Origin of the sequence: Ornithinimicrobium humiphilum (assembly GCF_006716885.1) — a bacterium.
In the GTDB taxonomy this organism is placed as follows: domain Bacteria; phylum Actinomycetota; class Actinomycetes; order Actinomycetales; family Dermatophilaceae; genus Ornithinicoccus; species Ornithinicoccus humiphilus.
Genome location: NZ_VFPU01000001.1, coordinates 2,759,644 through 2,778,408 on the forward strand (window position 1 = coordinate 2,759,644; position 18,765 = coordinate 2,778,408).

An 18,765-nucleotide genomic window follows, 5' to 3' on the forward strand; every position below is an offset into this window, starting at 1 on the left:
GCTCACCGGTCCACGCCTCCCATCACGGGGTCGATCGAGGCCACGGCGACGATGACGTCGGCGACGAGGCCGCCCTCCGCCAGCGCCGAGGCCGCCTGCAGGTTGTGGAAGCTGGGGTCGCGGAAGTGGGCCCGCCAGGGTCGGGTCCCGCCGTCGGAGACCACGTGCACGCCGAGCTCGCCCTTGGGCGACTCGATGGCGTGGTAGGCCTGGCCCGGCGGCACCCGGAAGCCCTCGGTCACCAGCTTGAAGTGGTGGATGAGGCCCTCCATGGACTCGCCCATGATCTCGCGGATGTGGTCCAGGGAGTTGCCCTGGCCGTCCGCGCCGACCGACAGCTGCGCCGGCCAGGCGATCTTGCGGTCCTCGACCATGACCGGCTGGCCCTGGCTCGCGCGCAGGCGCTCGATGGCCTGCTCGGCGATGCGCAGCGACTGCCACATCTCGTCGAAGCGGATGACCACACGGCCGTAGGCGTCGGCGTCGCGCCGGGTGATGACGTCGAACTCGTAGGTCTCGTAGCCGCAGTAGGGGTCGGACTTGCGCAGGTCGTGCGGCAGGCCGGTCGAGCGCAGGATCGGACCGGTGACGCCCAGCGCCATGCAGCCCGAGAGCGACAGGTGGCCGACGTCGACGGTGCGACCCTTGAAGACGGGGTTCTCCAGGAGGAGCAGCTCCATCTCGCGGATGCCGCGGCGCAGGTCCGGCAGCTCCTTCTCGAGCAGGTCGAGGTGCTCGGGCAGCACGTCCTGGGCCACGCCGCCGGGGCGGACGTAGGCGTGGTTCATGCGCAGGCCGGTGACGGCCTCGAAGAACCGCAGGATGCGCTCGCGCTCGCGGAAGCCGATCGTCATGATCGTCGTCGCGCCGAGCTCCATACCGCCGGTCGCCAGGCAGATGAGGTGGGAGCCGATGCGGTTGAGCTCCATCATCAGCACGCGGATGTCGCTGGCACGCTGCGGGATCTGGTCGGTGATGCCGAGCAGCTTCTCGACCGCGAGGCAGTAGGCGGCCTCGTTGAAGATCGGCGTCAGGTAGTCCATACGGGTGCAGAACGTGGTGCCCTGCACCCAGGTGCGGTACTCCATGTTCTTCTCGATGCCGGTGTGCAGGAAGCCGATGCCCGCGCGCGCCTCGCGCACGGTCTCGCCGTCCAGCTCCAGCACGAGGCGGAGCACGCCGTGGGTCGACGGGTGCTGGGGACCCATGTTGACCACGATGCGCTCGGCGCCCAGCGCCGCGACCTCGTTGGCCATCTCGTCCCAGTCGCCGCCGCCGCCGACGGTGTAGGTGGGGGTTTCGTCCTCCGGACCGCCGGGCGTGCCGTAGTAGTCCTGGGAGGTCTCCGCGCTCTCGCCGGTGCGCGTCGTGTCGTGGGTGCTCACGTGTAGCTCCTGCGCTGGTCGGGGGCGGGGATGGTGGCGCCCTTGTACTCCACCGGGATGCCGCCGAGCGGGTAGTCCTTGCGCTGCGGGTGTCCCGGCCAGTCGTCCGGCATGAGGATCCGGGTCAGGCCCGGGTGGCCCTCGAAGACGATGCCGAACATGTCGAACGTCTCGCGCTCGTGCCAGTCGATGCCCGGGTAGATGTCGACGATCGACGGGATGCGCGGGTCGGCGTCGGGGCAGGTGACCTCGAAGCGGACGCGGCGCGTGCCGTGGGTGATCGAGACGAAGTGGTAGACGGCGTGCAGCTCTGCGCCGGTCTGCTCGGGCCAGTGCACCCCGGAGACGCCGGAGGTGAGCTCGAAGCGCAGGCGCGGGTCGTCGCGCAGCGGGCGGAGCAGGTCGCGCAGGTGGTCGCGGTGCACGACGAGCGTCAGCTCGTTGCGGTCGACCACGACCTGCTGGACGCCGGCCTCGAAGGCCGCCGGGGCGGCGTCCTGGAGGGCGTCGACGACCTCGTCGAAGTAGCTGCCGTAGGGCCGCTCGGCGGAGCCGGGGTAGAGCACCGGCACCTCGAGGCCGCCGAAGCCGGAGGTGTCGTTGCCCAGCGACGAGCCGAACATGCCCTTCTTGCGGGCGACCACCACGGGCTGGCCGGGGCGGCCGTGCTCGGCCGGCACCGACGCGGCGCCGGTCTCCTGGGCCAGGGTCGTGTCGACCTTCTGGTCCTCGGTCTGCGTGGGCTGGGCGGCCTCGTCGCGCGTGGTCTCCTGCGCGGGCGGGGTCTTGTCGGGCGTCTCGGGTCCGGTGGAGGTCACGCCGCGTTCCTTCCTGGCTGCACGGTGGTCGTCACGGGAGCAGGCCCTTCATCTGGTGCGTCGGCACGGCGGCCAGCGCGGCGGCCTCGGCGGCCCGGGCCGCCTCCTCGCGGTTGACCGAGAACTTGAACTCGCGGATCTGGCGCTGCAGCTCCAGGACCGAGTTGAGCAGCATCTCGGGCCGCGGCGGGCAGCCGGGCAGGTAGATGTCGACCGGGACGATGTGGTCGACGCCCTGCACGATCGCGTAGTTGTTGAACATGCCGCCGGAGCTGGCGCACACACCCATCGAGATGACCCACTTGGTGTTGGGCATCTGGTCGTAGACCTGGCGCACGACCGGGGCCATCTTCTGCGACACGCGACCGGCGACGATCATCAGGTCCGCCTGGCGCGGGGTGGCGGCGAAGCGCTCCATGCCGAAGCGGGCGATGTCGTAGTCGGGGGTGCCCACGGCCATCATCTCGATGGCGCAGCAGGCCAGACCGAAGGTCACCGGCCACACGGAGTTCTGGCGCAGCTGCCCGACGAGACCCTCGACCGTGGTCAGCAGGATGCCGCCAGGAATCTTGTCCTCAAGACCCATCTGTCTCAATCCATCCTTCCGCCGGCCCGGGAGGATCCCGGGAGAGCCGGCACTACGTCATACCCGCTGCTGGTCAGTCCCACTCCAGACCGCCCCGGCTCCACTCGTAGACGAACGGCACGGAGACCACGACGAGGAAGAGCACCATGGCCAGCACGGAGAAGAGCCCGACCTGGTCGAAGGCGACCGCGAACGGGTAGAGGAAGAGCACCTCGACGTCGAAGACGATGAAGAGCATCGCCGTCAGGTAGAACTTGATCGGCACCCGGCCGCCCTCGGCCTGCGGCGTGGGCTGGATGCCGCACTCGTAGGCCTCGGCCTTCGCGCGGTTGTACTGCGCCTTGCCGAGCAGCCCGCCCCCGAAGACGGAGCCGAACGCGAAGAGCGCACCGAAGAACAGGAAGAAGAGGACCGGGAGATACGGGTGGTAGTCCATCAGAGCCTGGACTCCTTTCGGGAGGTGCTCGGCGTCGTGCACTCGGTGTCAGGGGTCGGACCGGGACCCAGCCTAGTGGTCTCGGACGAGGTCATGCGGCAGGCACCATCCTGGTCAGCGCGTTGATGACGCGGTCGTCCAGGCCGCCCCCGCGCTCCTGCGGGAGGTTGGCCATGATCTTGAGCAGCAGCCGCATGAGCGACTTGCGCGGCAGACCGTAGCGCACGGCCAGTCGCATGATCTCGGGCTTGCCGATGAGCGTGGCGAAGTGGCGGCCCAGCGTGTAGTAGCCCCCGAGCTCGTCCTTCATCACCTTGGGGTAGGACTGCAGGACCGCCTCGCGCTCGCCCGGCGTGGTGCGGCGCAGCGCGGAGGCGATGATCTCGGCCGAGTGCCGGCCGGACTCCATCGCCTCGGCGATGCCCTCGCCGTTGAACGGGTTGACCATGCCGCCCGCGTCGCCGGCGAGCAGCAGGCCACGGTCGTAGAGGGGCTGGCGGTTGAAGCACATCGGCAGCGCCGCACCGCGGATGGGGGCGAGCTGGGTCTCCTCGCTGATCCCCCACTCCTCCGGCATCGCCGCGACCCAGCGGCGCATGACGTCGCGGTAGTCGAACGTGCCGAAGGCCTCGGCCGTGTCGAGGATGCCGAGGCCCACGTTGGCGGTGCCGTCCCCGAGGGGGAAGAGCCAGCCGTAGCCGGGCATCAGCACGTCCTCGCCGTCGTCGCCCTTGGTCCACAGCTCCAGCCAGGACTCGAGGTAGTCGTCGTCGTGACGGGGCGTCTGGTAGTAGGTGCGCACGGCCACCCCCATCGGGCGGTCGTCGCGCTTGGGCCGGTCCATCGACAGCGAGAGGCGGCTGGAGTTGCCGTCGGCGGCCACGACGATGGGGGCGCGGAACTCGCGCGTCTCGCCGGTCGCCCGGCCGTTCTCCCCCATGACCTTGGCGGTCACGCCGCAGATGTGGCCACGGTGGTCGAGGATCGGCTCGTGGACGTTCATCCGCTCGTGCAGGCGGGCGCCGCGCGACTCCGCGTGGCGGGCGAGGATCTCGTCGAGGTCCATGCGGCTGCGGACCAGGCCGTAGGACGGGAAGGTCTCGCTGCCGGGCCAGTCCAGCTCCATGCGGACGCCGCCGCCGAGGATGCGCAGACCCTTGGTGCGGTGCCAGCCGTCCTCCTCGCGGGTCGGCACACCGAGGTGGATCAGCTCGCGGACGGCGCGGGGGGTCAGGCCGTCCCCGCAGACCTTGTCGCGCGGGAAGGCGCTCTTCTCCAGCAGCAGGGTGTCGACCCCGTGGGAGGCGAGATAGGCGGCGGTCGCGGAGCCGCCGGGGCCCGCCCCGACGACGATCACCTCGGCCGTCTCGACCTGTCCACTCACGTTGTCTGCGCCTCGCTTGTGCCAACTTTCACGAACAACGGACCAGTCTAGGACTCGTGTCGGGGCGCCCCAGGTCAGGCCCTCCTGATCCGGATTAGGACATGCTCACTTTCCTAATCTGGCCGTCTCCCACTCACCTCACGTCGTTGTCAGGTTGGACTGATGCATCGGTCCATCCTGACAACGACGTGTGGGAAGTGCCCTGGCCGGACGACGCACCCGGGGTATGCCGTGGGCCGGGCCGGCTGCTGCCACCCCTCCGGCGGGGGGTCAGCTCCGGACGTCGCCGAGCACCACAGGTCGCCCCAGCCGCTCCTCGAGCACCGCGCACTGGGCCAGGAACAGCTCGGCGCAGGCGATGGCGTCGACGACGGCGGAGTGGGCGCGGTAGCGCGGCAGCCCGTGCCGCACGCGGCAGGCGTCCAGGCGCACGGCTCCCGCCGCGTGCGGGGTGCCGCGGAGCAGCCGACGCTCCACCTCCAGGGTGTCGACGACCGGCACCCGCAGCGGCGCTCCCCAGGCCTCCCTGCAGGCGGCCCCGAGGAAGGTGGTCTCGACGCGGGAGAAGTGGGCGACGAGGACGCGGCGGACCGGTCCCGGTCCAATCAGCGCGGTGACCACCTCGGGCAGCACCTCCTCCAGCGTCGGGGCGGAGGCGAGCGCGTCGTCGGTCAGACCGTGCACGACCGCCGAGTCGCCGACGTTCCCGCGGGGACGGACGGGCAGGTGTCGCGCACCGCCGAGCACGACCTCGCCGCCGCGGACCGGTACCCACCCCACCGAGAGCACCTCGTGGCGCCGGGGGTCGAGACCGGTGGTCTCCAGGTCGAGGGCGACCAGCTCGAGCTCGGCCACCGGGGTGTCCCGTGCCGGCTCTGCCGCGGCCTCGAGGTCCGCCAGCGGCCCCGGCGACGCCGGACGCCGCAGCAGGTCGCGCATCCCCACCTCAGGGCACCTGCGGGAGCCGGGTGGTCAGCCAGTGCTGGGCCGACCGCACGACCTGGAAGGCGTCGCGCAGGTGACGACGGTCGAGGCTGCCGAGGGTGGAGGGGTTGAGGTGGTTGTCCGGCGTCAGCCCCTGCCGGGCCTGCTCGGCCTGGTGCCGCAGCCGCAGGTAGGACATGAGCTCGAAGGCGTCGATGAGGTCGGTGGCCGCCTCCGCCGAGAGCACGCCGCGGGCGCGCGCCACGGCGAGCCGCTCGGAGGTCGGCAGCACCGGCGAGGCGGCGCGCAGCGCGTGCACGCGCGCGATCTGCACCACGGCGGAGATGCCGCGCTTGATGTCGAGGGTGTCCCGGTGCTCGCCGGCGTCCTCCAGCACGAAGCCGCGGAAGAAGCCGATCGGCGGGCGCTGCCTGGCCGCCTGGCCGGTGAGGTAGGCCAGCAGCAGCTCCGACCGCGACCCGAGGGCGACGACGTCGTCGCGCAGGGCGGTGACGAGCGCGGTGTCGCCGTGGACCGGCCGCATGTCGTAGAAGATCGCCGCGGCGAGCACGGCGTCGGGCTCCGGCTCGTGGGACCAGCGGCCGAACTCCCGCCGCCATCCCCGGGCGGTGGTGCGCCAGCGCGGGTTGGTGGCCATGACGTCGCCGGGGCAGCGCTCGCGGCCGCAGGCCTCCAGCCCGGCGACCACGCGCTCGGCCAGCATCCCCCACCACGGGTGGGAGGGGTCGGCGTCGTCGGCGAGCACCATCGCGTTGTCCTGGTCGCCGGCGAGCGCGAGCTCCTCCCGCGCCGCCGACCCCAGCGCCACCCAGCACCAGGACGCGGGCGCGGGACCGAGCTCGGCCTCGGCGATCTGGATCAGCCGCACCGTCAGGGCGTCGGTCAGCGCCGCGGTCACCCGTCCGATGTCGGCCGCGGTGGCGTCCTCCTGCACCAGCTGGTCGACGATGCGCGGCACACGCCCGGCCAGCCTCACCACCCCCTCGACGTCGGTCTGCCGCTCGAGGTCGGTGACGAGGTAGACCGGGTTGGAGCGCTCGAGCCGCACCAGGTCGGTGGTGGTGACCAGGCCCGCCACCGCGTCGTGCTCGTCGAGGACGGGCAGGTGGTGGATGTTGCGGCCGGTCATCTCCAGCAGGACCTCGAGCGCGAGCGCGTCGGCGCGGACCGTGACCGGGTCGGGCGTCATGACCTCCCGCACCGGGCGGTCGGGCGACACCTCGGCGGCGAGCACCCGCCTCCGCAGGTCGCGGTCGGTGAGGATGCCGACGAGGCGACCGTGCTCCATGAGCAGCAACGACGACACCCCGGCCTCGGCCATCGCCCTGGCGGCCTCGGTGATCGACACGTCGGGCGAGGCCGTCACGGGCGTCACCCGCAGCAGGTCGCGGACCGACGTTCGGAAGACCGCCGAGCCCCGTTGCGGCTGCTGCAGCTGGCCGAGGGCCGAGCGCAGCCGCTCGCGGTGGGTGGCGGCGAAGTGGACGGCGACCGGCTCGTGCTGCTCGAGCAGGTCGTCGACGTAGGGCTGGGGGATGGTGATGAGGAGGGTGTCCTCGATGGCGGTGACGTCATATCTCGTCGGGGCCTTCTCGATGAGGGCGGACATCCCGAAGCACCCGCCGGCCCCGACCCGGTCGACGAGGCGGGTGCCGTCGGTGATGTCGACGGCGCCGGAGCGCACGACGAAGAGCCGGTCGTTGGTCAGCCCGGCGCGCAGCACGAGGCTGCCGCGCCGGGCGTAGCGCAGCGTGCAGCGCGTCGGGAGCTCGTCCAGGACGGTGCCGGGCAGGCTGTCGAAGGGCGGGTGGGCCGCGAGGAAGTCACGGACCTCGGCGAGCTCGACCTCCATGTCGTCCCCTGCCCTTCCGCCCCGGGCTCAGCTCAGCGGACCCGGCCGGTCCGGGGCCACCGCGTGGTGGATCGCGGCGATGCCCCCGGTGAGGTTGCGCCAGCGCACCTGCTGCCAGCCCGCGTCGCGGACGCGCTCGGCGAGCGCCTTCTGGTCGGGCCACTCGCGGATGGTCTCGGTCAGGTAGACGTAGGAGTCGGGGTTGGAGCTCACCCGGCGCGCCACCGCGGGCAGCGCCCGCAGCACGACCTGGTCGTAGACGGTCGAGAGGACCGGCACCACCGGCTGGGAGAACTCGCAGACGACGAGCCGCCCGCCCGGGCGCACCACGCGCAGGAAGTCGCGCAGCGCGGCGTCCACGTCGGCGACGTTGCGCAGGCCGAAGCTGATCGTCACGACGTCGAAGGACCCGTCGGCGAAGGGCAGCGACATGGCGTCGGCGGCCGTGAAGGGCAGGTCGGGCCGGCGGCGGTAGCCCTCGCGCAGCATGCCCAGGGAGAAGTCGGCGGGCACGACCTGCACGCCCCGGTCGGCGTAGGGCTCGCTCGAGGTGCCGGTGCCCGCGGCGATGTCGAGGACCCGCTCCCCCGGCCGCGCGGCGACGGCCCTGGCCACCGAGCGGCGCCACAGGTGGTCGATGCCACCGGTCAGCACGGTGTTGGTCAGGTCGTAGCGGCGGGCGACGTCGTCGAACATCTCGGCGACCTCGTGCGGCAACTTGTCGAGACTGGCGCGCGACGGGCTCATGACCACCATCCTCCCAGACCCACCTACAGTGGTGGCCCGTGCCGTCCAATCCGCTGCCCTCCCGCCTGCGCGTCCGCACCGTCCCCGTGGACGTCACCGGCGACCTGCTGACCCGGATCCCGGACGAGGTCGACCCGCGCGAGGTCGTCACCTGGCTCCGCGAGGGCGACGGCATGGTCGGCTGGGGTCGCGCGGTGACCGTGCGGACCTCCGGTCCCGCCCGCTTCGCCGACGCCGAGTCCTGGTGGGACCGGGTCCGCGAGCTCGCCGAGGTCGAGGACGAGGTCCGCGACGCCGGCAGCGGGCTGGTCGCCTTCGGCTCCTTCGCCTACTCCCCCGCCTCGGCCGACGAGAGCGTGCTCACGGTGCCGCGCGTGGTCGTCGGGCGCCGGGACGGCCAGGGCTGGGTCACCCACGTCGTCCTCGACGACGAGCCGTGGCCGCCGGCCCATCCCGCCGAGATGCTGGCCCGCTCCAACCCGCGGATCGACGAGCTCGACCCGGTCGTCGAGACCCCCGGCACCGTGCCGGCCGAGCGCTGGCCCGAGGTCGTCGGCCGCGCCGTCGAGCGCATCACCTCCGGCGCCGTGGAGAAGGTCGTGCTCGCCCGCGACGTCACGGTGCGCCACCGCGACGGCGACGTCGTCCGCGTCGCCCCGGTGCTGGAGCGGCTGCAGCGGCGCTATGCCGCCACCTGGACCTTCGCCGTCGACGGCCTCGTCGGCGCCACCCCGGAGATGCTCGTGCGGCTGCAGGGCGGACGCGCCCGGTCCCGGGTGCTGGCCGGCACGATCCGCCGCGGCGCCGCCGCCCTGCACGAGACCCCGCAGGGCGACCCCGAGCATCCCGTGGACCCGCGGCTGCGCCTGGTGAGCAGCGAGAAGGACCTGGACGAGCACGCCTACGCCGTGCGCTCCGTCGTGGAGGCCCTCGCCCCGCACTGCTCCGACCTGCAGGTCCCGACGGCGCCCTACGTCCTGGAGCTGCCGGACGTCTACCACCTGGCCACCGACCTCACCGGTCGGATGCGCAGCGGCGCCACCTCGCTGCGGCTGGCCGCCGCCCTCCACCCGTCCGCCGCGATCTGCGGCACCCCGACCGCGGCCGCGGCAGCGGTCATCGCCGAGCTGGAGGGCATGGACCGGGGTCGCTACTCCGGCCCGGTCGGCTGGGTGGACGGGGACGGCGACGGCGACTGGGGCATCGCGCTGCGCTGCGGCGAGCTCGCTCCCGACCGCCGCTCGCTGCGGATCTTCGCCGGCGGCGGCATCGTCGCGGCCTCCAACCCGCACGCCGAGCTCGCCGAGACCGAGGTCAAGCTCACCGCGATGCGTCACGCCCTGGGCCTCGCGACGCGCTGACCCGACCCGCCCGCGCCCGTGGGGCAGGATGGGGCCGATGAGCCTGGTCCTGCGTCCGCCGACCGTCGACGACGAGGAGCCCCTGCGCGCCCTGCACGCCGAGCTGCTGCCCGAGGGGTTCGAGGTGCTGCTCGCCGAGGGCACCTGGTCCGAGATCCTGGCCCAGGTGCGTCGCGAGGCCGAGGGGACCGACCTGCCCGAGGGACGGGTGCCGGCCGACTTCCTCGTCGCCGAGGTCGACGGGGAGATCGTGGGGCGGGTCTCGATCCGCCACCGCCTCACCCCCTTCCTGCTCGCCGAGGGCGGCCACGTGGGGTATGCCGTGGCACCGGCCCACCGCCGCCGCGGCCACGCCACGGAGATGCTGCGGCAGTCCGTGGCCCGGCTCGCCGCGCTCGGCGTGGACCGGGTGCTCGTGACCTGCGACGACGACAACCTGGCGTCGGCGCGCACGATCGAGGCCAACGGCGGGGTCCTCGAGGACGTCGTCCCCACGGGCCCCGGCCGCCCGGCGAAGCGCCGCTACTGGATCGACGCCTCGCGCTGACGCCGGCGCGAGCGCTCGCGCATGACGGGCGCCAGCGCCGACATGAGCAGCAGGAAGCCGACGACGAGCAGCAGCGCCCGGTCCAGGCCGACGACCTCGGCGAGCACGCCGATGCTCGGCCCGCCGAAGAGGAAGGCGCCGTAGGCCACCGTCGAGACCGTGGTGATCGCGCGGTTGCCCCGTCCGGGCACCTCGCCGGCCGCGGACATCGCGGCGGGGAAGATCGTCGAGATCCCCAACCCCCACAGCAGCGCACCGACGAGGGCGAGCACCAGCGAGGGGGCGCTGGCGACGAGGATGATGCCGGCCGCGGACAGCAGGCCGCCGCCGCGCACCAGCACGGCCCGGCCGAAGCGGTCGATGACCGGCCCGCCGACGACCCGCCCCACGGTCATCGTCACGTTGAAGGCCGTCAGCACCAGCGCGCCCCAGGCCTCGGGGGCGGCGTGCACGTCGACCAGCACCAGGGCCAGCCAGTCGTTGGCCGCGCCCTCCCCCAGCGCCGCGGACAGGCAGACCAGACCGATGAGCACCTCGACCCCGGTCAGGCCGCGGCGGGCGACCGGCCCGGTCTCCTCGTCCCCACGCTCCTCGACGTGCTCCTCCGGCACGAAGCGCGCCGCCCCGAGCAGGGCGACGACCGCTGCCGCGGCGGCCACGACCGGCAGCTGCATCAGACCGACCCCGCGCCAGGCCGCGAGGGCCCCGATCCCGGCCCCGACGACCGCGCCGGCGGAGAACGCCGCGTGGAAGTAGGGCATCCAGGACCGGCCCCGCTGCCGTTCGACGTGCGTGGCCTGGATGTTCATCCCCACGTCCCACACCCCCACCGCCGTGCCCGTGAGCGTGAGCGTGAGCAGCAGGAGCGGCACGGACGGCACCAGGGACAGCGCGGCATATCCGGTGCAGGCGAGCACGACGCAGGCGCTGACCACGCGCCGGCTGCCGAAGCGGTCGACGAGGCGTCCCGTGAACGGCATGGCCAGCAGGGAGCCCAGTCCCATGCCCATGAGGGCGATGCCGAGCTGCGCCTTGTCGGCACCGATCGCGTCACGCAGGGCGGGCACCCGCGCGAGCGCCTGGCCCATCGCCAGACCGGCGGCGGCGAAGACGACGAGCACAGCGGGGACGGAGCCCGGGCGCACCGGGACGGGGCGGGTGGGCACGGGTCCTCCTCGGACGGGTCGGGGCAGGCCGCCAGGGTATGCCGTGCGCCGCAAACCGGTGGCACGCGAGGTCGGGCGGCCGCCAGACTGGCCCGGTGAGCGACGACCCGACGATGACCGACCTGACACCCCAGGACTACCCGCGCATCCAGGAGCTGGAGGACCTGGTCTGGTTCGAGACGGTGCCCGGCCAGGTGCCGGACGACCTGCGCGACCACCTCGACCTGCGCCACGCCCGTGCGATCGAGCGCTCCGGCGACCCGCTGCCGGGCGAGGCGGCCGGGGACCGGCCCCCGCTGATCGGGATCTACAGCGCCTACGACATGGCGGTCACCGTCCCGGGTCCGTCGGGCAGCCTCACGCGGGTCCCGATGGACGGCCTGACCTGGGTCGGCATCCACCCCGACCACCGGCGCCGCGGCCTGCTCACCCGGATGATGAAGGACCACCTGCACCGGGTGCACGACCGCGGCGAGTGCGCGGTCGCGGGCCTGCACGCCTCCGAGGCCGGGATCTACGGCCGCTTCGGCTACGGCTGCGCGACGCTCGACGTCGCGCTGACGCTGGGCCGTGGCACGCAGCTGCGCGCCCCGGCGGCGGTCGCCGTGGCCGCCGACGACGTGCAGGTGCACCTCGTCACGCTGCCGACCCCGGAGGGGACGACCGCCCTGCACGAGGCGCACCTGGCGAGCGCCGCCTCGACGCTGGGCGCGGTCACGCGGCCCGACGCCATGGCCACCTCCTGGTGGCGCGACTATCCGAAGGCCCGTGGCTCGAAGGAGCCGCGACGCCTCCTGCTCGCCCGCCGCGACGGGCACCTCACGGGCTATGCCGCCTTCCGGCGCGAGAGCAAGTGGCAGGACGAGATGCCCCAGGGCACGGTCCAGGTCGCCGAGCTGGGCGCGTCCGACTCCCCCACGCTGCTGGCCCTGGCGCGCCGGCTCGTGAACTTCGACCTCACCGGCAAGGTCGTGCTGTGGAACCGCTCGGTCGACGACCCGCTGCTGTGGTGGGCCGGCGGCCCGCGACCGTCGGGGGTCAAGGTCCACGACTCGCTGTGGCTGCGGCTCGTGGACCTGCCCCGGGCGCTGACCGAGCGCGGCTACGCCCAGGCCTGCGACCTCGTCGTCGAGGTCGAGGACGAGGTCTGCCCGTGGAACGCCGGCCGCTGGCGCCTCACGGTCGGCGAGGACGGCACCGCGAGCTGCACCGCCACGCAGGACGAGCCCGACCTGACGGTGCCCGTCGCCGTGCTCGGCGCGGCCTACGCCGGCGGGCGCCCCGTCGCGGCGCTGCTCCCGGCGCTGGGTGGCACCGAGCACACGCCCGGCGCGGTCCGCCGGCTGTCGCGGACGATGCTGGCCGACACCGCGCCCTACGGGGCGATCGGCTTCTAGGCCCGTCCGGGCGGCAGCGCGGCCACCGCGCTCAGCTCGAGGAGCGCACCCGGCACCGTGAGCCCCGCCACCAGCGCGGCGGTGACCAGGGGCGGCGCGCCCGGGCGGGCCAGCCGCGGCCCGACGACCGCGTAGGCCTCCCGCACGTCCGCACGGGGGTCGAGCAGCACGGTCCACTGCACGACGTCGTCGAGGGTGGCCCCGGCCGCGGCCAGGGCCACCTCGGCGTTGTCGAGGGCGTGGGCCGCCTGGGCCGCGACGCCTCCGGGGACGACCTGACCGGTCTCGTCGACGCCGTTCTGACCGCCGAGGTAGATCGTGGTCGACCCGGGCGGCACGACGGCCACGTGGCTGAAGGCCGGGCTCGTCACCAGCCCGGCCGGCTGCAGCAGCTGGATGTCCATGACCCCAGGGTGCCTCCCGTGGCGGACAGGTCCGGTCCGCGTTGGCGCGTGCCGCAGGGCACCCCGTCCGGACCCGGGGGTGGCGCCCGTCAGCGGAGCCGGTCGCGCAGGGCGCGGTGGCCGGCGCGGTCCACCCGGACCTCGAGCACCCGCAGCCCGCGGGCCGGCTCCGCCAGCAGGTCGGACAGGTGGTCCAGCGACCGGACCCGGGTGTGCGCGACGTGGTGGGCGGCGCACAGGGCGGCCAGCTCGGTGCCGTGCGGCGTGCCGAAGATCCGCTCGGTGGCCGCGGCGGCGCCCTCGCCCGCCGACCGGTCGGGCTCGCCGTACTCGAGCGTGGAGAAGATGCCGCCCCCGTCGTCGTTGACGACGACCAGGGTCAGGTCCGGGCGGGGCTCCGCGGGGCCGACGAGCAGCCCGTTGGCGTCGTGGAGGAAGGTCAGGTCGCCGAGGAGGGCGACCGTCCGGCCGGGGTGGCACAGGGCCACACCGACGGCGGTGGACACCGTGCCGTCGATGCCGGCCAGCCCGCGGGAGGCGACCACCCGGGCACGCTCGACGGCGCCCGGGTCGAGGACCAGGGCGAGGTCGCGCGGGGCGTTGCTCGAGCCGAGCACCAGAGCGTCCTCGGCGGACAGCGCGTGGGCGACGACGGAGGCGACGCCGGGGCCGGTCAGCGGCGCGTCGGGTCCCGTGTCGAGGGCGGCAGCCTCCCGCACGCGAGGCGTGAGTGCCCGGCCCGCCTCCTGCCAGGCGTCCACCCAGGCGTCGGCACCGTCGGCGCGCGGCGTCGGCTCTCTCAGGACGTCGGTGGGATGCACGCGGTGGACCACGTGACCGGGATCGGTCCACCGCGGCAGGGCCGAGACCTGCTCGACCCGCGTGCCCGGCCGGCGCGACAGCGCGCCGAGCTCGCGGAAGAGCGTCAGCCGTCCCACGACCACGACGCGGTCCGGCACGAGGTGGGCGAGATCGGGTGCGCCCGTGGCCACCCGCCCCGCCACCAGGACGCCGTGCGGCACCACGGTCGCTCCCGACGGCAGCACCCCGAACGGCTCGGCGAGCACCGGCCAGCCGCACTCCGCCGCCCAGTCCAGGGCCCGGCTGGTCAGCCCCGCCGAGGGCAGGTCGCCGAGCAGGACGACGGTGCGCTCTCCCCCGGCGAGCGGCGCCGCCGCGGGCCGGGCGACGGGGGCCAGGTCCGTCCAGGGCCCGCCGTCGGCGCGCCCGGCAGGTGCTGACCGGTCGCTCGTCAGGTCGGGGGCCAGCGGGTCGCGGAAGGAGACGTTGAGGTGGGCCGGCCCGGCGGGCTCGTCCGGTCGGCCCCCCGCAGCGGCCAGGGCACGGCAGACCGAGGTCCGCCAGAAGCCGTTGGCGGCGTCGGAGACGGACTCGGGCGCGGGGAGGTCGGCCTCCCACCGCACCGCCGGGCCGAGGAGGCCGGGCTGGACCGTCGTCTGGTTGGCCCCGGTCCCTCGCAGCTCGGCGGGACGGTCGGCGGAGACGACGAGCAGGGGGACTCCGCCGTGGTGCGCCTCGAGCACCGCGGGGTGCAGGTTGGCGACCGCGGTGCCGGAGGTGGTGACGACGGGCACGGGCCGCCCGGAGGCGCGCGCCATACCGAGGGCCAGGAAGCCGGCCGAGCGCTCGTCGATCCGCACGTGGAGGCGGAGCCGGCCGGCCCGGTCGGCCTCCTCCAGGGCGTAGGCCAGCGGCGCCGAGCGCGAGCCCGGGCAGAGCACCGCCTCCTCGACCCCGCCACGCACCAGCTCGTCGACGAGCACGGTGGCCAGGGCGGTCGAGGGGTGCACGGGGCGATCCTGCCACGGCCCGGCGGCCGGGACGGAGCGCGGGCGGGCCGCTGGACGGGCGCTGACCGCTCTGCCCCCGGGGCTCGCGCGGGACGGCGCGGCCGCACGCGCACGTAGAGTGCGTCCTATGGCACCCGCCTTCGACATCGAGCTCAAGGACGCCGTCGCGCCGCTGGTGCTCGCGCTGGACGTGGGCTCGACCGCCACCCGCGGTGCGGTCTACGACGCCGCCGGCCGGCCCGTCGGGCGACGCGCCAAGGTGCCCCACGCCTTCACCACCGCCCCGGACGGCACCTCCGAGATCGACCCCGAGCAGGTCGTGGCCGAGGTCCGCAGCGTCCTCGACCAGCTCACCGCGACGCTCGGTGACCAGCCCGTCGCCGGCGTGGCCCTCGACACCTTCGCCTCCTCCCTCGTGGTCGTCGACGCCGAGGGCCGCGCCCTCACGCCGTGCTTCACCTACGCCGACGGGCGCTGCGCCAGGCAGGTGCGCGCCCTCCGCGAGGAGATCGACGACGAGGCCCTCCAGCAGCGCACCGGCACCCGGGTGCACTCCAGCTACTGGCCGCCCCGGCTGCGGTGGCTCGCCGCGGAGCGCCCGGACGTGGTCCGGCAGGCCGCCGCCTACCTCTCCCTGGGCGACTACGTGCTCCGTCGTCTGACCGGCACCGTGGCGACCGGGACCTCCTCGGCGTCGTGGACCGGGATGGTCGACCGGCACCGGGCCGACTGGTATCCCGAGCTCGTCGAGATCGTCGGCATCTCCCTCGACCAGCTGCCCCCGGTGCACCACCTCGACCAGCCCGTCGAGGTCGACGCGCGGCGGGCGGCGAAGATCGCCCGGCGCTGGCCGGTCCTGACCGACGCCCGGTGGTACGCCCCGATCACCGACGGCCTGGCGGCCAACGTCGGGCTGGGGGCGCACGACGAGACGAGCATCGGCGCCTCGTGCGCCACGTCCGGCGCCCTGCGGGTCCTCGTCCGGGAGATGCCCGAGGAGCTGCCCGGCGGGCTCTGGTGCTACCGCGTCTCGCACGACCGGGCCCTCCTCGGCGGCGCGCTCAACGACGTGGGGCGAGCCCTGGCCTGGGCGGACGTCACGCTCGCCGTCGGCCAGGTGCCGCCGGAGGAGCTCTCGGCCGCCCTCGTTGCGGAGCCGCACGAGACCACCCCGCTCGTGCTGCCGTTCTTCACCGGCGAGCGCAGCACCGGGTGGGCGGCCGACGCCCGCGCCGTGATCACCGGGGTCGGGGCGGCCTCCGCCCCCGTGGAGGTCTACCGCGGGGTGGTGGAGGGCATCGCGCTCGCCTACGCCCGTATCGCCAGCCAGCTGCGCCAGGTCGCGCCGCAGCCGGAGCGGCTCTTCGCCGGCGGCAGCGTGACCAGCGACCACCCCGAGCTGCTCCAGGTCATGGCCGACGCCATGCGCACCCCGGTCACCCCCGTGCAGATCAAGCGGACCACGCTGCACGGCACTGCCCTGCTGGCGCTGGAGGACCTGGCGCCCGACGTGCGCCGGGCCCGGCCCGAGCGCGGCCGGGCACTGGTCCCGGACTACAACCGGAGGCCCTACTACACCGAGCGCTTCCAGCGCTTCGAGCGCGTCTACGAGGCGCTCTTCGCGTGAGCCCGGCCCGGTCCCGAGGGGTGACGGCCCGGTCGCTGGCCGACGACCTGCGCGCCCGCACCGACGAGGAGCTCGCCGGCCTGCTGCTGGCGCGTCCCGACCTCGCCCGGCCGGCCCCTGCGGACGTCACCGCGCTGGCGGCCCGGGCCACCACACGGACCAGCGTCCAGCGCGTGCTCGACGGGCTCGACCTGGCCCACCTGCAGGCGCTGGAGGCGGTCGTCGTGGCCGCCCCCGCACGGGTGGAGCAGGTGGCCGCCCTGCTCGGCACCTCCCGGCGCCGAGCCACCGAGCTGGTGTCCCGGCTCGTCGAGCTCGCCCTCTGCTGGCGCGCACCCGAGGGGGTCCGCCCGGCCCGACCGGTCGCCGACGTCGTGGGCGACCCGGCCGGCCTGGGCCCGGCCCTGCCCGGGGTGCCCGAGGGTGACCGGCTCGAGGCGGCGCTGGCCGGTCTCGACGCGCGACAGCGCCAGGTGCTCGAGGCCCTGGCCTGGGGCCCTCCGGTCGGGACGCTCAGCCTGCCCGCCGAGGGCACGCCCGCCCCGGGGTCGGTCGCCGAGGCGGGGACCGCCCTCGTGGCCGCCGGCCTGCTCGCCCGGGTCGACGAGTCCCACGTGCAGCTGCCCCGCCAGGTCGCGCTGGCGCTCCGTGCCGGGCGCCTCCACCGCACCCCGGCCAGCGAGCCCCCGGCCGTCGAGCACACCGCCCTCGACCCCGACGTCGTCGACGCGGCGGCCGGGGGCCGGGCCGCGGACCTCGTCGTGCTCGTCACCGAGATCGTCGACCTGTGGGGGTCCCGCCCGCCCCGCGTGCTGCGGACCGGGGGCCTGGCCGTGCGCGATCTCGCGCGCCTCGCGGCCCACCTGGAGATCGGCACCGACGAGGCCGCCTGGCTGCTCGAGACCGCCGCGGCGGCCGGGCTCGTCGCCGTCGACGGCTCCCGGCGCGCCGTCGACGAGCCGGCCTGGGTGCCGACGACCCGGGCCGACGACTGGCTGGCCGAGGACGCCGGCCGCCGCTGGGCCGAGCTGGCCCGGGCCTGGTGGACGATGCCCGCCGCCCCCGGCCTCGTCGGCACCGGCGAGGGCGGGAGGGTCAACGCGCTGTCGACCGCGACGTCATACCCGCTGGGGCGGCTGCGCCGCCAGGACGCGCTGCGCGGGCTCGCCACGCTCCCCGCCGGAGCCGCCCCCACCGAGGACGGGCTCGCGGCGCTGCTGCGCTGGCGCCATCCGCTGCGCTCGGCCCGCGGTGGCACCGACGGGGCCGCCGGTCTCGGGGTCGCCCTCCGTGAGGCCGAGTGGGCCGGCGTGACGGGGCGGGGGGCGATGTCCTCCCCCGGCCGTGCCGTGGTCGGCGACGACGCCGAGGACGCGGTGGAGCAGGCCGCCACCCTCATGGAGCCGCTGGTGCCGCCGGCCGTCGACCACGTGCTCCTGCAGGCCGACCTCACCGCGGTCGCCCCCGGCCGGCTGGACGGGCCCGTCCGCACGCTGCTGCACCTCGTCAGCGACGTGGAGTCCCGGGGCGGCGCGACGGTGCACCGCTTCACGGAGACCAGCGTGCGCCGGGCCCTCGACGTCGGCTGGACCGCCGACCGGCTGCTCGCCGAGCTGGCCACGGCCTCGCGGACCGGGGTCCCCCAACCCCTGGACTACCTGGTGCGCGACGTCGCCCGGCGCCACGGTCAGGCCCGGGTCGGCCCGTGCGCCGCCTACCTGCGCTCGGAGGACCCGGCGCTGCTCGACCGGGTGGAGCGCGACCGGGCGCTGTCGATGCTGCAGTGGCGGCGCATCGCCCCCACCGTCCTCGTCTCCCCCGTCCCGGCCCCGACGGTGCTCGACGTGCTCCGCGAGGAGCAGTACGGCCCGGTGGCCGAGGGCGGCGACGGCGGGCTGGAGCTCGCGATCGCGGCGGTGCGCCGCACGCCCGGTCCCGCGAGCGTGCCGGTGCACGTCAGCGGGGTCGACGACGAGGTCGCCCGGCAGGTCGTGGCCCTCCTGCGCCGCGGCGAGGGGGCGCGCGCCTCCGGGCTCGACGATCCGGGCACGCACACCGACCCGGTCGTCGTGAGCGCCGTGCTGCGCGAGGCGGCGGTCTCCGGCGACGCGGTGTGGATCGGCTACGCCGACGACGTCGGGGGCGTGTCCACGCACCTGGTGCGCCCGCTCTCGGTCGAGGCCGGCCGGGTGCGCGCGACCGTCGGTGACGGGGACGTGCAGCGGACCTTCCTCGTGCACCGCGTGACACGGGTGCGGGCCGCCGACTGAGGCGACCCGCACCGCACGGTCAGCAGGGC

At 74.9% G+C, this 18,765-nt stretch carries 16 protein-coding genes; 5 read left to right on the forward strand and 11 right to left on the reverse strand.

Features of this window, described 5'->3' with window-relative positions; translation table 11 throughout:
- Positions 1 to 2: 2 nt before the first annotated feature.
- The 8 genes from FB476_RS13030 to FB476_RS13065 form a co-directional block, all read right to left on the reverse strand.
- Positions 3 to 1,385 carry an NADH-quinone oxidoreductase subunit D gene (locus tag FB476_RS13030; protein ID WP_238329699.1) on the reverse strand — a complete coding sequence of 461 codons (1,383 nt, stop codon included), beginning with the start codon at positions 1,383 to 1,385 and terminating at the stop codon, positions 3 to 5.
- On the reverse strand, positions 1,382 to 2,203 hold the full coding sequence (locus FB476_RS13035) for an NADH-quinone oxidoreductase subunit C (protein WP_141819443.1): 822 nt from the start codon (positions 2,201 to 2,203) through the stop codon (positions 1,382 to 1,384). Before FB476_RS13035 ends, FB476_RS13030 begins: the two co-directional genes overlap by 4 nt.
- A 31-nt stretch (positions 2,204 to 2,234) precedes the next feature.
- Positions 2,235 to 2,789, reverse strand: coding sequence for a NuoB/complex I 20 kDa subunit family protein (locus FB476_RS13040; protein WP_141819446.1), 555 nt, complete (start codon positions 2,787 to 2,789; stop codon positions 2,235 to 2,237).
- 73 nt (positions 2,790 to 2,862) lie between these two features.
- Positions 2,863 to 3,225 (reverse strand): NADH-quinone oxidoreductase subunit A, encoded by a 363-nt coding sequence (locus FB476_RS13045; RefSeq protein WP_141819448.1) that lies wholly within the window; start codon positions 3,223 to 3,225, stop codon positions 2,863 to 2,865.
- Positions 3,226 to 3,316: 91 nt separating this feature from the next.
- Positions 3,317 to 4,609, reverse strand: coding sequence for a geranylgeranyl reductase family protein (locus FB476_RS13050; protein WP_141819450.1), 1,293 nt, complete (start codon positions 4,607 to 4,609; stop codon positions 3,317 to 3,319).
- A 270-nt stretch (positions 4,610 to 4,879) separates the two neighbouring features.
- Positions 4,880 to 5,548, reverse strand: a complete 669-nt coding sequence (locus FB476_RS13055) for an exonuclease domain-containing protein (RefSeq protein ID WP_141820303.1) — start codon at positions 5,546 to 5,548, stop codon at positions 4,880 to 4,882.
- Positions 5,549 to 5,555: 7 nt separating this feature from the next.
- Positions 5,556 to 7,406, reverse strand: coding sequence for a DUF294 nucleotidyltransferase-like domain-containing protein (locus FB476_RS13060; RefSeq protein WP_141819452.1), 1,851 nt, complete (start codon positions 7,404 to 7,406; stop codon positions 5,556 to 5,558).
- Positions 7,407 to 7,433: 27 nt separating this feature from the next.
- Entirely contained in the window at positions 7,434 to 8,153 is a 720-nt protein-coding gene (locus tag FB476_RS13065) for a demethylmenaquinone methyltransferase (protein WP_141819453.1), read from the reverse strand.
- A 38-nt stretch (positions 8,154 to 8,191) separates the two neighbouring features.
- Here FB476_RS13065 and FB476_RS13070 point away from each other — a divergent pair, with 38 nt between their 5' ends.
- Together FB476_RS13070 and FB476_RS13075 are read left to right on the forward strand one after the other, a co-directional pair.
- A complete protein-coding gene (locus FB476_RS13070; RefSeq protein ID WP_141819455.1) occupies positions 8,192 to 9,514 on the forward strand; it encodes an isochorismate synthase in 1,323 nt (440 codons plus the stop codon).
- A 37-nt stretch (positions 9,515 to 9,551) separates the two neighbouring features.
- A complete protein-coding gene (locus FB476_RS13075; protein ID WP_141819457.1) occupies positions 9,552 to 10,061 on the forward strand; it encodes a GNAT family N-acetyltransferase in 510 nt (169 codons plus the stop codon).
- On the opposite strand, the gene FB476_RS13080 is transcribed toward FB476_RS13075, so the two are convergent.
- A complete protein-coding gene (locus tag FB476_RS13080) occupies positions 10,037 to 11,227 on the reverse strand; it encodes an MFS transporter (protein WP_141819459.1) in 1,191 nt (396 codons plus the stop codon). The genes FB476_RS13075 and FB476_RS13080 overlap by 25 nt on opposite strands.
- A gap of 95 nt (positions 11,228 to 11,322) precedes the next feature.
- Between FB476_RS13080 and FB476_RS13085 the strand changes: the two genes are divergently transcribed.
- Complete coding sequence (locus tag FB476_RS13085) at positions 11,323 to 12,624, forward strand: GNAT family N-acetyltransferase (RefSeq protein ID WP_170233616.1); 1,302 nt, start codon at positions 11,323 to 11,325, stop codon at positions 12,622 to 12,624.
- Here FB476_RS13085 and FB476_RS13090 read toward each other — a convergent pair.
- Together FB476_RS13090 and menD are read right to left on the reverse strand one after the other, a co-directional pair.
- Positions 12,621 to 13,028 (reverse strand): RidA family protein, encoded by a 408-nt coding sequence (locus FB476_RS13090; protein ID WP_141819463.1) that lies wholly within the window; start codon positions 13,026 to 13,028, stop codon positions 12,621 to 12,623. The genes FB476_RS13085 and FB476_RS13090 overlap by 4 nt on opposite strands.
- A gap of 89 nt (positions 13,029 to 13,117) precedes the next feature.
- A complete protein-coding gene (gene menD / locus FB476_RS13095; protein ID WP_141819465.1) occupies positions 13,118 to 14,839 on the reverse strand; it encodes a 2-succinyl-5-enolpyruvyl-6-hydroxy-3-cyclohexene-1-carboxylic-acid synthase in 1,722 nt (573 codons plus the stop codon).
- A gap of 127 nt (positions 14,840 to 14,966) precedes the next feature.
- Here menD and FB476_RS13100 point away from each other — a divergent pair, with 127 nt between their 5' ends.
- Positions 14,967 to 16,466: a gluconokinase gene (locus FB476_RS13100; protein ID WP_141819467.1), complete on the forward strand. Its 1,500-nt coding sequence runs from the start codon at positions 14,967 to 14,969 to the stop codon at positions 16,464 to 16,466.
- The gene (locus tag FB476_RS13105) at positions 16,463 to 18,736 is read left to right on the forward strand and encodes a helicase-associated domain-containing protein (RefSeq protein ID WP_141819480.1); all 2,274 of its coding nucleotides are present in this window, start codon (positions 16,463 to 16,465) and stop codon (positions 18,734 to 18,736) included. Before FB476_RS13100 ends, FB476_RS13105 begins: the two co-directional genes overlap by 4 nt.
- The last annotated feature ends 29 nt before the right edge of the window (positions 18,737 to 18,765 follow it).

What these genes read in the sequence shown, in the direction of transcription:
- FB476_RS13040 (WP_141819446.1), bottom strand. Translation starts at nt 2,789, where the DNA reads ATGGGTCTTGAGGACAAGATTCCTGGCGGCATCCTGCTGACCACGGTC.
- FB476_RS13045 (WP_141819448.1), bottom strand. Translation starts at nt 3,225, where the DNA reads ATGGACTACCACCCGTATCTCCCGGTCCTCTTCTTCCTGTTCTTCGGT.
- FB476_RS13055 (WP_141820303.1), bottom strand. Translation starts at nt 5,548, where the DNA reads ATGCGCGACCTGCTGCGGCGTCCGGCGTCGCCGGGGCCGCTGGCGGAC.
- FB476_RS13060 (WP_141819452.1), bottom strand. Translation starts at nt 7,406, where the DNA reads ATGGAGGTCGAGCTCGCCGAGGTCCGTGACTTCCTCGCGGCCCACCCG.
- FB476_RS13065 (WP_141819453.1), bottom strand. Translation starts at nt 8,153, where the DNA reads ATGAGCCCGTCGCGCGCCAGTCTCGACAAGTTGCCGCACGAGGTCGCC.
- FB476_RS13075 (WP_141819457.1), top strand. Translation starts at nt 9,552, where the DNA reads ATGAGCCTGGTCCTGCGTCCGCCGACCGTCGACGACGAGGAGCCCCTG.
- FB476_RS13090 (WP_141819463.1), bottom strand. Translation starts at nt 13,028, where the DNA reads ATGGACATCCAGCTGCTGCAGCCGGCCGGGCTGGTGACGAGCCCGGCC.
- FB476_RS13100 (WP_141819467.1), top strand. Translation starts at nt 14,967, where the DNA reads ATGGCACCCGCCTTCGACATCGAGCTCAAGGACGCCGTCGCGCCGCTG.